The following is a 14,335-nucleotide window of genomic DNA, read 5'->3' on the forward strand; positions in this document are numbered from 1 at the left end:
CCCCCCCCCCCGGCCCCTTTCGGAGCCCCACCCGACGTCGACTTCCCGGTAGGAGCGTCGCTCCCGAGGTCGGAATGTCGTAGGAAGCGGAAGGCCGGCTTCGAGGCTTACCGCGCGTACAGCTTCTGTCCGAGTAGTTCCGGCAGGTGGACGCCGCTGTTCGGCGTAATCGCCAGGTACGGGTGGTCGACGGGGCCGAACACGTCGACCACGCGGCCGACCGTGGACAGCGACTCGTCGACCGCCATCGTGCCGATGTCGGGCGTCGACCCCTCGGGCGCCCGGACGATGGCGAGGCCCTGAGCGGTGCGCGAGACGGTGCCGAGGCGTTGCATGGCCATCAGTCGCGGAGGATGCCGACGTAGGCGGCGACCGCCTGCACGATGTCGTTCTTGCTGGAGTCGTCGGCGCCCTGCACGAGGACGCGACCGCGCTCCTCCCACTCCCGGGAGTACGTCTTGTCGCGTTCGACGACGGCGTCGTAACCGACCTGCTGGACCGCCTTCGCTATCTCGTCGACGGTCGGGTTCTCGACGGCGACGTCGAGGGGGACCCGCCGACCTTTCCGGCGCGTCAAGTCCGCGTCGATGTACGCGGGATAGATGACGTTCTCGACCATGTCTCAAGGGGCGTGTCCGCCCCGTAATACGGTTGTGGTCCAGCCGAGCGAAGGCGAGGCTGGGCCAGAGAGCGTCAGCGACCGTGGTGTCGCCTCGGTCCCCTCGGCGACACCAGGGAGGACCGCGAGCGTAAGTGAGCGGTCCGACCGTGGTCCCGAGGAGCGAAGCGAGTCGGGAGGTAGGGAGCGTCAGCGAAACGAGCGAAATCGGAGAACGAAGAAAACGACCCGTACCGAGGGCCGCAGGAGCCGTCAGTCCCGCCGAACCGCCAGCAGGGCGCTCGCGAGGAGTGCGAGTGCGGCGACACCGGCGCCGAAGCCGGGGGAGGTGGAACTCGTCTCGTCGCCGGTCTCAGTCGGGGTCGCCGTCCCAGTCGTGACCTCGGCACCGCCGTCACCGTCCTCGGACGCGGTGGAGTCGGAGGCGACCGTCGTGCTCGTCGCGTTCGCGTCGGTCGACTCGTCGCCCGCAGAGGCGTTCTCGTCCGTGGCGTTCCCGGTCGAAGCGTTCGCCTCGACCTCGCTGCGCGAGACGAACTGCGCCTCGCCGTAGGCGTCGGGGTGGAACGCCTCCGTGAGGTTGCGGACGCCGAAGACGACGCTGCGCGGGGCGGGCTGACCCAGATAGGTCGAGTCCACCGTCACCGTCGCGTTGTTCTGCCCGGCGGGCGTGTCGGCCCACGGCTGGGCGCTCAGGTCGACCGCGCCGGGGTAGGTGACGACGACGTACTCCGGGTCGAGCGAGGCGACGGTCTCGTCGCTCAACTGGGCGAAGCCGGTGACGTTCGCCTCGGCGGCGACGTTGGTCGCGCCGGAGACGGCGAGCATCGCGTCGACGAACGTCTCGTCGCCGGCGACGAACCCGCCGCCGAGTGCGTTGATTGCGCGGACCGGCTCCACGCCCGCGGTGGCGTTCTCCGCCGCCGCGACGTTCTGCATCATCCACGCGTTGGCCTGCGCGGCCCCCTCACAGTTGCCGGTGAGTTCGCCGACGAGCGTCGTCTTCTCGCGCACGTCCTCGACGCTCGTGGCCGCCTCGAACTTCACGACCGTGAGCCCGGCGTCGCGGAGCTGTGTCACCGTCTGGTTCGGGACGACGTTCGGCGCGAGGACGAGGTCCGGCTCGGTGCCGACGACCTTCTCGACGCTGATAGCGGCCTGTCCGGAGCCGGAGACGTTCGCCTTCGACTCGGCGCCGTCGAGGTAGCTCGCGAAGCGCGTCACGCCGACGACCTGCGACTCGCCGCCGACCTCCCACATCGTCTGGGCGGCGCTCGGCGAGAGCGTCGTCACGCGCTCGGGTCGCTCCTCGACCGCCACTTCGGTCCCCGTCGCGTCGGTGGCGCTGACGGGGAACTCACAGGTCCCCGCCTGCACGGCGACGTTCGGGGTCGTCGGATTCGCGGCGGGCGATTCGACGCCGGTGCCGACGCCCGCGGCCGCCACCGCGCCCGGAAGGGCACCGGCGACGGCGGCGACGACCAGTAGTGTCGACAACAGCAGTCCGGTAGTTGGTGTTCGCATCGTCGTAGACGCCGGGCGTATTCAATAAATATTTACCTACTGCAAGTCGGCTTTAGTTGTGCACCGCGGAAGCCGGACGGCCGCCTGGTCGGCGGGCCTGCTTGCCGTCCTCGTGGCCGTCGTCGTCGTGAGCGCCGGCGTCGGCCCGGTCTCCATCGCTCCCGGGGCCGTCGGTCGCGTCCTCCTCAACGCGCTGGCGCTCCCGGCATCGGTCGGTCTCGCGTGGACCGGCGTCCCGGTCCCGGTGGTCGGAGTCGCACTGCCCGTCCCGAACCCGGAGGTGGGGTTCGTCCACCCGTTCGCCTTCCCGGTCGAGTCGACCCACGAGACCATCGTGCTGCAGATTCGGCTCCCGCGCATCCTGCTCGGCGTCCTCGTCGGCTTCGCGCTCGCCGCCGCCGGCGTCGTCATGCAGGGCTTTTTCAGGAACCCCATGGCCGACCCCTCTATCATCGGCGTCTCCTCGGGCGCGGCCGTCGGCGCCGTCGCCGTCATCGTCGTCCCGTTCGCCGTCCCCTTCGGCCTCGGTATTCGCGCGGCCGCTTTCGTCGGCGCGGTCGTCACCGCCTTCGGGGTCTACCTCATCGCCTCGCGGAACGGGAAGACCCCCGTCGCGACGCTCCTGCTCGCCGGCGTCGCGGTCCAGACGTTCCTCGGCGCGGTGACGTCCTTCCTCCTCCTGCAGAGCGGCGAGTCGATGCGGGAGGTCGTCTACTGGTTGATGGGGCACCTCGACGGGTCGGGGTGGAACGAGGTGGTCGGCGTCGCGCTCGTCGTTCCGCCGCTCGTGCTCGTCCTGCTCGTCTTCGGGCGCGACCTGAACGTGCTCCTGCTCGGCGAGGACGACGCCGCCTCGCTCGGCATCGAGGTCGAGCGCACCAAGCGGCTCCTGCTCGCGCTCGCGAGCGTCGTCACCGCCGCCGCGGTGTCGGTGTCGGGCGTCATCGGCTTCGTCGGCCTCGTCGTCCCCCACGTGATGCGCCTGCTCGTCGGGCCCGACCACCGAATCCTCCTCCCGACGAGCGCGCTCGCCGGCGCCGCGTTCCTCGTCACCGCCGACACCGTCGCCCGCACCGCGATGGGCGGCACGGAGCTCCCCGTCGGGGTCGTCACCGCCGCGGTCGGCGCCCCGTTCTTCCTCTACCTCCTCCGCAGTCGGGAGGTGCACGAGCTGTGAGCCGATTTTTCTCGGGTGGATGGCGGTTCTGGGAGAACGGCTCGTCCGACTCGGAGAGAGCAGGCGACTACGAGCGTGAGCGACCGTGCGAGGAGGACCGCCCCGTCGACCGCGACCCCGCGGTCCGCGTCGAGGACGTGTCGGTCGCCCTCGGCGGCGCCGACGTGCTCACCGGCGTCGACGCGACCGTCGACGCGGGCTCGTTCGTCGGCCTCGTCGGCCCCAACGGCGCCGGGAAGACCACCCTGCTTCGGACGGTCAACGGGACGTTGCGCCCCGACGCGGGCCGGGTCGTCGTCGTCGGCGAGGACGTCCACGCCGTCCCGTCGAAGGCCGCCAGCCGGCTCGTCGCGACCGTCCCGCAGGACACGAGCGTCTCCTTCGAGTTCTCCGTGCGCGAGACCGTCGAGATGGGCCGGACGCCGCACCTCGGGCGGTTCGACCGCTGGTCGGCCGCGGAGGACGACGTCGTCGACCGGGCGATGGCCCGGACCGGCGTCGCCGACTTCGCGGACCGGCCCATCACCGCGGTGTCTGGGGGCGAGCGACAGCGGGTGTTGCTCGCCCGGGCGGTCGCACAGGACGCCCCCGTCCTCCTGCTCGACGAGCCGACGGCCAGCCTCGACATCAACCATCAGGTGCGCACGCTCGAACTCGTCCGGGAGCTGGTCGGCGAGGGCCGGACGGTCGTCGCCGCCATCCACGACCTCAACCTCGCCGCCCACTACTGCGACGGGCTGCTCCTACTCGCCGACGGGGCGTGTGTCGCGTCGGGGACGCCCGAACGGGTCCTCCGGGAGTCGACGCTCGAACGCGCCTTCGGCGCCAACGCCGTCGTGACGCGACACCCCGTCACCGGGTCGGTGTACGTCACCGCCCTCCCTGACAGGCCCGAACGGGGCGCGGCCGGTCGCGTCCACGTCGTCGGCGGCGGTGGCGGCGCCGCGCGCGTCCTCTATCTCCTCACCGCCGCCGGCTACACGGTCAGCGTGGGCGCGCTCAACGAGGGCGACTCCGACACCGAGACGGCTCGCCAACTCGGCTGTGACACCCTCACCGTCGACCCGTTCGCGCCCGTCGACGCCGCCGCCCGCGAGCGCGTCGTCGAGCGCATCGAGAGCGCCGCCGTCACCGTCGTCGCCGACGTGGAGGTCGGGGAGGGGAACCTCGCCAACCTGGAGGCCGCCCGCGCGGCCGACCGACTCGTCCTCGTCGAGGAGCGCCCGTTCGCCGAGCGCAACTACGCCGGCGAGCGTGGAGAGGCGGTCTACCGAGGGCTCAGGGAACGGGCGACAGTCGTCGAACGCGCCGACCTGCTCGGGGCGGTAGCGGCGGCGGTGGGTCCGTCGGACTCCGACGGCCAGCCGACGACCCGTCCGCTCGGCCCCGACGGAAACGGGAGCCTCCCGGACTCGTAGGGGCGTCGATACGCGCGAAACGTCACGCTTACTCCGCGGGACGGCGACCGTCGGGTATGGACGTGCCCTGCGTGCGTGTGCCGCGCGAGGAGGGTGAGCGCGCCCGCCGGGCGCTCGCCGACGCCGACCTCGTCGACCGGAGCCACGGCATCGTCGTCGAGGACGGCGAGATATTCATCCCGGTGACCGACCCCGCGGCGGTACCCGACGAGTTCGCCGTCGTCGACCACGAGGCCCCCGCCCGCGAACCGCAGCGGATGCCCGCCGACCTGCTCGGCTTCGAACCGTCCTACGAGCGCCTCGGCGACGTAGTCATCCTCGACGAGGACGACCCCGAGCGCGCCCGCGAAATCGCCAAGGCAGTCGTCGCCTCCGACCTCAGAGTCGGGACGGTCGTCAACCGCGCCTCGAAGGTGAAGGGCGAACTCCGGGTGCGCGACTGGGAGGTGCTCGTGAACGCCCGCGACGCCAAGGACGCCCGCCCGCCGACCGAGACGGTCCACCGGGAGTACGGCCACGAGTTCTGCCTCGACATCGCGACGGTGTACTTCTCTCCCCGCCTCGCCACCGAGCGTCGACGAGTCGCCGAGCAGGTTCGCGGGGGCGAGCACGCCTTCGACATGTTCGCCGGCGTCGGCCCGTTCGTGGTGCCGATGGCCGCCCGCGGCGCCGAGGTCATCGGCGTCGACCTCAATGAGGCCGCCGTGGCGTACCTCCGGGAGAACGCGACGCGAAACGGGGTCGAAGAGCGGGTCACCGCGATACAGGGGGACGTCCGCGAGGTCGCCCCCGACTACGAGGGGTGGGCCGACCGGGTCGTGATGAACCTCCCCCACAGCGCCGACGAGTTCCTCGGGGCGGCCGTGACGGTCGCCGGCGACGACTGCACCCTGCACTACTACGACATCCAGCACGAGGACGACCCGTTCGGGCCCGGAGCGGCGGCGATTCGCGCCGCCGCCGAACCCGAGTACGACGTGGAAGTCGTCACCGAACACGTCGTCCGGTCGTACGCACCCCACGAACACAACGTCTGTCTCGACGTGCGGCTGACGCGGTAGGTCGAACCCGGGCCCAGGGAGCCGGAGACCGCCGGCGGCCTACGCGTACCCGTACCACGGGCGGACGAATCCGCAACCCTTATTGAGTGTATCGCGGTAGGTGTGAGTACACCTCGCCGGTGTAGCTCAGCTGGCAGAGCGATTCCTTCGTAAGGAATAGGCCGAGGGTTCAAATCCCTCCACCGGCTCTTCTTCGCGCGACCACGACGAGGAGCGAAGCGACGAGTCCGGGAGCGCGAGACAGGATACGTGAGGATTTGAACCAGGGAACGTCGCGAGCGAAGCGAGCAGAGTGACCGTGGTTCCACATCCCTCCACCGGCCAGGTGTCCCTCGACCGAGTCGACCGTCCCCCGGACCGAAGTGTGAAGCCGAACCGTGAGTATTGGTCGTGATGCCACAGTTCGAAATCGAGTCGTACGAAGCCAGCGTCCTGAATCGACCGGGGGAGAACTGGGAGCGCATCAGCCTCCGCCCGGCGAACTCGTACGACGGCCCCATCTGGACCGTCACCCTCTGGTTCAGATACGACCGAAACGACCCCGGCGTAGGGTACCGCGGGAACGGGTACGTCTTCGGCTTCGACTCCCGAGACCGGTTCGAGGTCGTACACAGGCTCCTCCAGACGGAGGAGCCGACGTTCTTCCGGTGGTCTCCCGACCGAGTAGGGTTCCTCGACTCGTACGACGTCACGACCGAGGCGGAGCCACCGGGTGAGGGTCCCGCGGAGTGAGCTACAGGGAGCTACCGATTCACGGCCGTCAGACGCGCGTCACACCCGAGAATCGCTCGCGATACGGAACGGGTCGCCTACTATCTTTCAACCCGCGTTTGCGCGGGAGATACCGGCGCCGAACGGGCGTGTGAAGACCTATCGCGGGGTGAGGCGCCCGCGACGAGTGACTCGACCGGACCGGTCGGCAGGCACCAAATACCCGGTTGAAACGGTCCGAAACGGTCGAAACGACCTGTGGTACTCTAATGCACCGACGACGTATATCTGAGTGAGATGGCGGCGACCGACCCAGCCACGACCCGACCCGACCACGCCCTCGGCTGCCTCGGACAGGTGCTCTCCGACCCCCGGCGACAGCGGACCCTCGACGCGCTCGACGCATCGGACGCCGGCCGCGTCGGTCTCGAGACGCTCGCGGGGGCGGTGGCGGCCCGCGAGTTCGACGACGACTCGGGCCACGCCGACCGCGTCGCGAACGCGCTCCACCACGTCCACCTCCCGAAGCTCGAGGAGCTCGACCTCCTCGACTACGACCGAGCGACCCGCGAAGTCACCCCGAACGACTGCCGGATTGCGACGCTCCGTGAGGCCGCCTCGCGCGCGGCGAGCGCTCTCGGAGGGGGTGTGAGATGACCGACGAGTCCTCCGTCCCGCGAGTGCCCGCGGTCGTCCGTCAGCTCCGGGCGCGACTCCGCGGCCGCCGGGGTGCGCGCTCGAGGCTCTTCCGGACCGACTCCGACACGACCCGGACCCACACGGGGTACTTCTGTCGGACCTGTGGCGCCGGCTTCGAGGGCCGACACGGGACCTGCCCCCAGTGTGGCGGCGGCATGATCGAACGGGGCGTCGAGACCGGCGGCGAAGCCGACAGCCGCTGAGTCGCTCCGGGCTACGGTCGCCGACGACGGCTGGGACCGCCTTCGTCCGTCGCTTGGTCCCGCCTCGGTTCTCCCTCTCTCTCCGCCTCGTTTCTCGGCACTTCGTCTCTCGGCGATTCAGTTCTCGGTCTTCGATTCGCGTGGACGCCCTCGTCTCCGACTGCCGACTCCTACGGCGGGTTCTCACCGGCACGGTGAGACGGCGGGCTTATCCCGACCGCCACGCGAGGGAGCGTATGCTCGACTTCATCGGACTGGGGCTCTACGACGAGCGGTCCATCACCGTCGAGGGCCACGAGGCGCTCTCGGAGTGCGACCGGGCGTTCGCCGAGTTCTACACCAGCAAGCTCGCCGGCGCGACCGTCGAGGAGCTCGAGGAGTACCACGACGTCGACATCGAGGTCCGCGACCGCGCGGGCGTCGAACAGGAGCCCGAACCCATTCTCGACGCGGCCGAGGGGGGAGAAGTCGCGTTCCTCACCGCGGGCGATACGATGATATCTACGACGCACGTCGACCTCCGGCTCCGGGCACACGAACGCGGCATCGACACCCGCGTGTTCCACGGCGTCACCGCGCAGTCGGCCGCGAGCGGGCTGACGGGGCTCCAGAACTACCGCTTCGGCAAGTCGGTGACGCTCCCGTTCCCGTACGCACACGGCGGAGAGGACGTGCCGAAGAGCCTGGTGGAGGGGCTCGAAGACAACCGCGAGCGGGGGCTCCACACGCTCGTCTACCTCGATATAAAGACCGAACGGGAGGAGTACATGAGCGCCGACGTCGCCGCCGGGATGCTCGCCGAGGGGTGGGCCGACGAACTCGCCGTCGCGGTCGCACGGGCCGGGAGTCCGGAGCCCATCGTCGCCGCGGACCGACTCTCCACGCTCGCCGAGCGGGAGTTCGGCGACCCGCTCCACCTGCTGGTCGTCCCGGGCGACCTCCACCACCTCGAAGCCGAGGCGCTCAAAGCGTTCGGCGGCGCCCCCGCTGAGCTGGTCGCGGTCGAGTAGTCGACGGGGAGAACGAACCGAAGACCGGCCGGAACGCGTCTACGCGACCGTTTTCTTCGCTACCGATTTGCTATCGTCGCCCGTCGCCGCCGCCGTCAGCGTCCGGAGCGTCGCCGTCGTCGAACCGCTCCCCATCGGCGCAACCCGAGCCGTCGGTCCCGGTCGACCGGTCGGCGCCGGCGGCCCCACCGGTGTCGTCACCGCCGAGCGGCGAAGTCTGCACGCCGCCGTCCGGGCGCGGGGCGTGAATGCCGAGCGCGCCGTGGAGGTCGTACTCCTCGCGGGTCGCGAGGTACAGCACGTCCTCGAAGACGGTGAGCAGTTCCGGGAGTTCACGGACGACGAGGTAGGTGATGCCGACGAGCGCGACGACCGCGAGCAGTTGGCTGATGACCCGGTCCGAGAGGTAGAAGGAGACGTTGTACGGGTCGGTACCGCCGAAGAGAAAGAGCACCTCGTCGACGAAAAAGTGCATGTACTGGTTGCCGAAGACGACGGTGATGAACGTCGTGCGCAGGAGGTTCAGCCCGTAGATGGTCGGGATGGCGACCGCGAGCGCGCGGGCTTTGCGGCGGAGCGGGGCGCGGACCGCGGCGATGAGGCCGCCGAAGATAGCCATACTGCCGAGGCCGGTGCAGGCGAGGACGACCTCCATGATGAGTCGGTGGCCGCTCTCGGTGACGAAGAGGAACGCGTTGTCGTACCCCGCTTCGGGACCGGCGACGCGCTCGGGGGTGTACCCCAGCAGTTCGACGAGGAAGCCGGTCTGGTCGGCGACGGTCTCGATGAGCACCTGCCGCGGGGCGGGGAACGCCACCCCGAGGAGCGTGAACGCCGGGATGGTCTCGAAGGGGAGGTAGATGAGCCCCATCGCGGCGACCGCCCTGGAGAGCAGGAACAGCGACTCGCGACCGTTCCAGAGGAGGTAGCCCGCGTAGAGACAGGCGGGGACGGCGGCGACGGTGAGCGCACCTTCGATGTAGCTCTTGTGGATGAACGCGAAGTGGTAGACGAGTCGGAGCCAGAACACGGCGAAGGCCCCCCAGCCGGCAGCGGCGAGGGCGCGGGCGCCGCGTTCGCTCCGGCGCTCGAACAGCGCGGCCGCGACGAACAGGGCGATCGCGACCCAGCCGAGCGCGTCGGAGAAAGCGTCGGGCTCGCTCAGGAACCACCCGAGCGGGTCGACGAAGGGGTCGGTCATGTCATCGGCCTAGCGACCCGACGGTAAATCCCTTGTCGTTGTGGGTAGACTGTTCGCATTATCGATAGGACCGCACGTATCGGTCAGTAAGTTTCGACGTCGAGACGTATTGAAGAGCACCAACGAACGCGTCGTAGCGGTCGAACACGGGACGACTCTATTCGGTCATCGACTCCGCCATCGGTCTGCCGGTCGAACCGAGACCGGCGTTCGTATCGCGTGAGCCGCCTGTATCGTACAGCGCTCCGTCGCGCTGTTCAGTAGCCCGAGAGCGAACGTCGCGAAATTTGGCTTCGGAGGTGAACTCGACCGGACAGCCGTCGCTACCGGGTGTGAGTCACGCGAAAGAATGGAACCGCGAAAGGTCGCTAAGCCGGCGCGTGCCGGGAGTTAGCGGTAGTTAGTCGCGACGGACCGCGAGGAGCGCGGCCGCGACGAGCGCGATGACAGCGACGGCGATACCGAAGCCGGGCGTGCTGCCCGTGGTCTCGCCCTCACCGTCGCCGGTGGTCGTCGTGCCCGCACCGTCACCAGTCGTCGTGGTGCCGTCGTCGGTCGTCGTCGTGCCGTTGTCGGCGGTCGTCGTCGTGCCGTTGTCGGCGGTCGTCGTCGTGCCGTTGTCGACAGTCGTCGTGCCGTTGTCGGCGGTCGTCGTGTCGTTCTGACCCTCGACGAACGTGGCGTCAGCCGTCACGTCGTCCTCGAAGCCGGGACTCGCGGTGGCTTCGACGGTGAAGTTCGAGCCAACTTCCTGACCGCTGAAGTTGAAGGCGGCCTCGAACGTGCCGTTCTCGGTGACGTTCGTGGTGACCGACTCGACGAACGGGTTCTCGGCGCCGGAGACGGACTGTGCGCGGACCGTCACGTCGGAGCCGGGCGCGATGGAGGTCTCACCGGAGATGGTCGAGTTCTCGGAGGCGGCAACCTCGAGGTTGTCGCTCTCGAACTCAGCCGTACGGTCGACGACGCGGAACTGCGCCGTCACCGAGGAGTCCTCGATCGGAAGCGGGCTGTCCTCGGGAGCCTCGACGGTCGCGTTGTAGCGACCCGTGTCTTCGCCCTGCGTGTTGATGACGACGAACACGTTGTTCGTCTCGTCGTCCGCGTAGATGGCCTCAGGAGTCACAGAGGCAGCATCCTGGTTCGGACCGGGGTTCGTCTCCTCAATCGAGAGGCTCAGAACGTCCGGGTCGAGCTGGCCGAGGAGGGTCTGGTCGCCGGTGAGGTTAGCCTCGACTCGCTCGAGGTAACCGAAGTGACCGGAGCCCTGAATCTGAACGACTGCGTAGTCCTGCTGCGCAATCGTACCGTCCTGGACGACGTCACCGGCCTCGACTGCTTCGAGGACGTCCTGCGCGTTGCCGACATCCTCAGCCGCGTCGGGGTAGGTGGTCCAGGTCTGTGCGCTCTCGAGAGCCGCGTCAGCGACGGCGAGCGTGCCGACAGCCTCGGGCGAGACGTCGTCAGCATCCTGCTCCGCCTCGGGCTGGTCGAGCTCGTCCTGGTAGTCGCCTGCGTTGTAGATTTCGACCTCGTAGTTACCCTGCTCGAGTGCACCGCTAGCACCCGTGTCGTCGCCACTGATGGCGGCGATGTCCGTCACGTCAGTGTCGTCGTCAGCAGCCGAAACACCGTAGAGCGGCGAGTCGGCGGCAGTGCCGAAGGTGTTGAGCGTGATGTTGGCCGTCTCCTCGTCGGTCTCGACGAGAACCGTGCTCTGGTAGCCAACGTCCTCGGCGTTACCGATCTGGACGACAGCCGAGTCGGTGTTCTCCAGGTTGATGGTCATGTTGACCGTGTCGCCGGAGTTGACCGTCGGGCTGCTGTCCTCGAGGCTGTAGGAGGTCGTCCCCTCCCGCGTCACCGTGATGCTCGCCTCGTCGGAAGCCGTCGTGTCGACGACGGCGAAGGTGAAGTTGTAGTCACCAGTGCTGATGCCATCGAAGTTCGCGTCGATGGGCGTCTCAGCGTCGCTGATGACGACTTCGTCCTCACCGTCGATCTCTTCGACCGAGGTCCGGTTGAAGATGTCCTGAAGCTCCTCGTCGTCGAGGCCGTCCGCGCGGACGTAGACCTCGTAGTTGTTACGCACGGAGGACGAGATGTCGACAGTCGTGCTGTCGCCCTGCTGGACCTCTTCGTCGTCGAACTCGGCGGTGATGCTCTGTTCGACGACCTCGAAGGTCACGATCTCGTTACCCGAGCGGCTCGTCGTGAGGACGTAGGTGCCGCTCTCGAGGTCGTCCGTGTCGATGAGGACGTCGCCGTCACTGTCGACTTCGACGGTCGACTCGAGACCACCGATGGTGCTCTCGGATGCGTCGTACGAGCGGACTTCGAGAGTGCTGTCGGTGGTGATGTCCGTGATAGTGTCAACGTTCTGTACGCCGAGCGTCTGGCCAGCGTAGACTGTCGCGCTGGCGCCGACGCCGTCCGCACCTGAAGCAACGTCTACCTCCGTGTCCCAGTCGTCCGCGTTAGCGGCGGCCGACGTCCCGGCGAACGCGACGGTCCCGGCGAAAACCGAGAAGACCATCAGCGCAGCCAGGAAGAGGCTACGAAGTTTTTCGTTAGTATCTGTCATGGGTTGTGTGGGTTCCGCAACTGCAATCGGCGACATCAGCTTTCGTCCGCCCTCCAGAGCTATCGCGCCCGGCGCAGCGCCGGGTCGATCCCAGCGCGACACCGCGCCGGACTCGAGCGGGGATACTCACTCCTGCCACCATGGGTAGGGGTGTTCGAAACCTGTGCCTGTCGTTATAAATGCTTTGTGGTGCTGCGTGGTATCCGTTACACGTTCACACTCCCGAATTCGGGCGCGAGACGGTTTCTTCGTCGATAGACACGTAAGTACTTTGTGGATAAATGCGCCGAGCGTCGTCGGACCGTCATCGTGGCGTCAGACGGGCGTCGGTCGCGCGGCACAGGCTCGGGGAAGGGGGTGGTTCGGGGGGACGAAGCGGGGAGGTCCGTCGGAACCGGCGAAGGTATTCGCCGGGAATACCTCTCGAGCCTCCTGTCGTTCTGTTCCATCCACGAGCTTTCCCCGCCATATCGCCCGCACATGTGGAGCAACATGTATGGGCCGTGAGCCTGTACGTGCTGATATGGCTGCGGACGACGCACACGAGGAGACGAAGGTGAGCGACCGAGGGATGGTGACGATTCCGGCGGAGATCCGTCACCGCCTCGGTATCGATGCCGGCGACAAGCTGCGCTGGGGTGTCGACGACGACGGGAACGTCACCGTCGAGGTCGTCCACCAACGGGACGGTGTCTTTGACGACTTCGAACCGGTCGACGCCGGTCCGACCGACGCCGTCGAGATCGAGCGGGAGTTCGGCAGCGAGTGATGCCGGTCCTTCTCGACACGAACGTTCTCTTCGCCACCGCCAGTGCCCGGGACGAGTACCACGATGCCGCACGTGAGATCGTCCGTGGCGTAGACCACGGTGAACTCCCGTCTGGCGTCGTCACCAACTACGTCGTCGCCGAAACCCTGAACCTCATCCGAGAGAAGCTCGGTCCTGAAACGGCGAACGCGATGCTCGACCGACTCGTCACGGGCGCACGGTTCGAGATCGCACACGCGACGCAGGTGGACTTCAACGCGGCACAGTCGCTGTTCCGTCAGTACCCCGCACTCTCGTTCGTCGACGCGACTATCGTGACGTACATGCACAGGGCCGGAATCGAGTACCTGTACTCGTTCGACGGCGACTTCGACGCCGTCGAGGGAATCACTCGACTCGCGACACCGGACGACCCGCTGGCCTGATTCTTACCGTGACGACGATTCTCCTCAGTCCGACGGCTCGACGATTTCTATCTCGTGGCCGTCCGGGTCTTTGGTGAACGCGTACATGTCGTCACAGGACTCGGGGTCGCGGTAGTCCTCGGCCTCGCGCTCCATCAGCGTCTCCCAGTAGTCGTGGAGGTCGTCCGCGCGCACGGCCACGTGCCCCCACGCGTCGCCCATGTCGTACGTACGCCCGTCGTAGTTGTACGTCAGTTCGACGGCCATCGCCTCGTCGGCGGCGCCCTCGGGCTTGACGAAGTAGTTCGCGAACGAGTCGGACTCCCAGCGGCTGGTGTGCTCGTACTCGAACTTCCGCGTCCAGAAGCCGAGCGCCTCGTCGGCGTCCTCGACGCGCATCATGGTGTGGTCGAGGCTCCACTTCGCGCCCTGGTCGGGGTCGCGCTTGACGATTTCGACCTCGTGACCGTCGGGGTCCTTCACGAACGCGTAGTTGTAGTCACAGGACTCGGGGTCGCGGTAGTCCTCGACGCCCTCGTCCATCAACTGCTGGTAGGAAGACTCCAGTTCGCCCTCCGGGACGCGGACGGCGATGTGGCCCCACGCGTCGCCCATCTCGTAGCTCCGGTCGTCGTGGTTGTACGTGAGTTCGAGCACGGCCCCCTCCTCGTGGAGGTCCTCGGGGCCGAGGTAGACGTTGGTGAAGGTGTCCGCCTCCCAGCGACCCTTCTCCTCGTAGTCGAGGTGGGTGGTGTACCAGTCGAGCGACGCGTCGAGGTCTTCGACGCGCATCATGGTGTGGTCGAGTACGCCGGACATGCCCGAACGAAGGGCCGAGCGCTCGAAAAGACTACCGGCGGCGGAAAGCGTGACGGGGCGACGCGAGGTCGAAGCGGCGCGAGGCCGACCGACACGGCGCGAGGAACGTGCTAGCCCGTGTCGACGCTTCCCCGGG

At 68.2% G+C, this 14,335-nt stretch carries 15 protein-coding genes and 1 tRNA gene; 10 read left to right on the forward strand and 6 right to left on the reverse strand.

Annotated elements, in window-relative coordinates; genetic code table 11:
- Positions 1 to 107: 107 nt before the first annotated feature.
- The 3 genes from N5095_RS13180 to N5095_RS13190 form a co-directional block, all read right to left on the reverse strand.
- Positions 108 to 335: an H/ACA ribonucleoprotein complex subunit GAR1 gene (locus N5095_RS13180; RefSeq protein ID WP_267623351.1), complete on the reverse strand. Its 228-nt coding sequence runs from the start codon at positions 333 to 335 to the stop codon at positions 108 to 110.
- Between the two features lie 5 nt (positions 336 to 340).
- Positions 341 to 619 carry a signal recognition particle subunit SRP19 gene (gene srp19 / locus N5095_RS13185; RefSeq protein WP_267623352.1) on the reverse strand — a complete coding sequence of 93 codons (279 nt, stop codon included), beginning with the start codon at positions 617 to 619 and terminating at the stop codon, positions 341 to 343.
- A 252-nt stretch (positions 620 to 871) separates the two neighbouring features.
- On the reverse strand, positions 872 to 2,143 hold the full coding sequence (locus N5095_RS13190) for a PGF-CTERM-anchored ABC transporter substrate-binding protein (RefSeq protein ID WP_267623353.1): 1,272 nt from the start codon (positions 2,141 to 2,143) through the stop codon (positions 872 to 874).
- A gap of 58 nt (positions 2,144 to 2,201) precedes the next feature.
- Here N5095_RS13190 and btuC point away from each other — a divergent pair, with 58 nt between their 5' ends.
- From btuC to dph5, 8 genes are all read left to right on the forward strand, one after another.
- Complete coding sequence (gene btuC / locus N5095_RS13195; RefSeq protein ID WP_267623354.1) at positions 2,202 to 3,320, forward strand: vitamin B12 ABC transporter permease BtuC; 1,119 nt, start codon at positions 2,202 to 2,204, stop codon at positions 3,318 to 3,320.
- Positions 3,317 to 4,738, forward strand: a complete 1,422-nt coding sequence (locus N5095_RS13200) for an ATP-binding cassette domain-containing protein (RefSeq protein ID WP_390203180.1) — start codon at positions 3,317 to 3,319, stop codon at positions 4,736 to 4,738. Before btuC ends, N5095_RS13200 begins: the two co-directional genes overlap by 4 nt.
- 56 nt (positions 4,739 to 4,794) lie before the next feature.
- Positions 4,795 to 5,799, forward strand: coding sequence for a class I SAM-dependent methyltransferase (locus N5095_RS13205; protein WP_267623355.1), 1,005 nt, complete (start codon positions 4,795 to 4,797; stop codon positions 5,797 to 5,799).
- Between the two features lie 115 nt (positions 5,800 to 5,914).
- Positions 5,915 to 5,987 (forward strand) — tRNA-Thr (locus N5095_RS13210).
- A gap of 205 nt (positions 5,988 to 6,192) precedes the next feature.
- Complete coding sequence (locus tag N5095_RS13215) at positions 6,193 to 6,531, forward strand: hypothetical protein (protein WP_267623356.1); 339 nt, start codon at positions 6,193 to 6,195, stop codon at positions 6,529 to 6,531.
- A gap of 276 nt (positions 6,532 to 6,807) precedes the next feature.
- A complete protein-coding gene (locus tag N5095_RS13220) occupies positions 6,808 to 7,167 on the forward strand; it encodes a DUF7344 domain-containing protein (protein ID WP_267623357.1) in 360 nt (119 codons plus the stop codon).
- Entirely contained in the window at positions 7,164 to 7,412 is a 249-nt protein-coding gene (locus N5095_RS13225; protein WP_267623358.1) for a hypothetical protein, read from the forward strand. Before N5095_RS13220 ends, N5095_RS13225 begins: the two co-directional genes overlap by 4 nt.
- Positions 7,413 to 7,648: 236 nt before the next feature.
- Positions 7,649 to 8,422: a diphthine synthase gene (gene dph5 / locus N5095_RS13230; RefSeq protein WP_267623359.1), complete on the forward strand. Its 774-nt coding sequence runs from the start codon at positions 7,649 to 7,651 to the stop codon at positions 8,420 to 8,422.
- A gap of 70 nt (positions 8,423 to 8,492) precedes the next feature.
- Here dph5 and artA read toward each other — a convergent pair whose 3' ends face one another.
- A complete protein-coding gene (artA, locus tag N5095_RS13235) occupies positions 8,493 to 9,623 on the reverse strand; it encodes an archaeosortase A (protein ID WP_267623360.1) in 1,131 nt (376 codons plus the stop codon).
- 400 nt (positions 9,624 to 10,023) lie between these two features.
- A complete protein-coding gene (locus N5095_RS13240) occupies positions 10,024 to 12,243 on the reverse strand; it encodes a BGTF surface domain-containing protein (RefSeq protein WP_308203540.1) in 2,220 nt (739 codons plus the stop codon).
- 487 nt (positions 12,244 to 12,730) lie between these two features.
- Between N5095_RS13240 and N5095_RS13245 the strand changes: the two genes are divergently transcribed.
- On the forward strand, positions 12,731 to 12,976 hold the full coding sequence (locus N5095_RS13245) for an AbrB/MazE/SpoVT family DNA-binding domain-containing protein (RefSeq protein WP_267623362.1): 246 nt from the start codon (positions 12,731 to 12,733) through the stop codon (positions 12,974 to 12,976).
- Positions 12,976 to 13,401, forward strand: a complete 426-nt coding sequence (locus N5095_RS13250; protein WP_267623363.1) for a type II toxin-antitoxin system VapC family toxin — start codon at positions 12,976 to 12,978, stop codon at positions 13,399 to 13,401. The genes N5095_RS13245 and N5095_RS13250 overlap by 1 nt, the downstream gene beginning before the upstream one ends.
- Positions 13,402 to 13,425: 24 nt before the next feature.
- On the opposite strand, the gene N5095_RS13255 is transcribed toward N5095_RS13250, so the two are convergent.
- The gene (locus N5095_RS13255; protein WP_267623364.1) at positions 13,426 to 14,199 is read right to left on the reverse strand and encodes a VOC family protein; all 774 of its coding nucleotides are present in this window, start codon (positions 14,197 to 14,199) and stop codon (positions 13,426 to 13,428) included.
- Positions 14,200 to 14,335: the final 136 nt, after the last annotated feature.

Origin of the sequence: Halobium salinum (assembly GCF_026586625.1) — an archaeon.
GTDB classification, from domain to species: domain Archaea; phylum Halobacteriota; class Halobacteria; order Halobacteriales; family Haloferacaceae; genus Halobium; species Halobium salinum.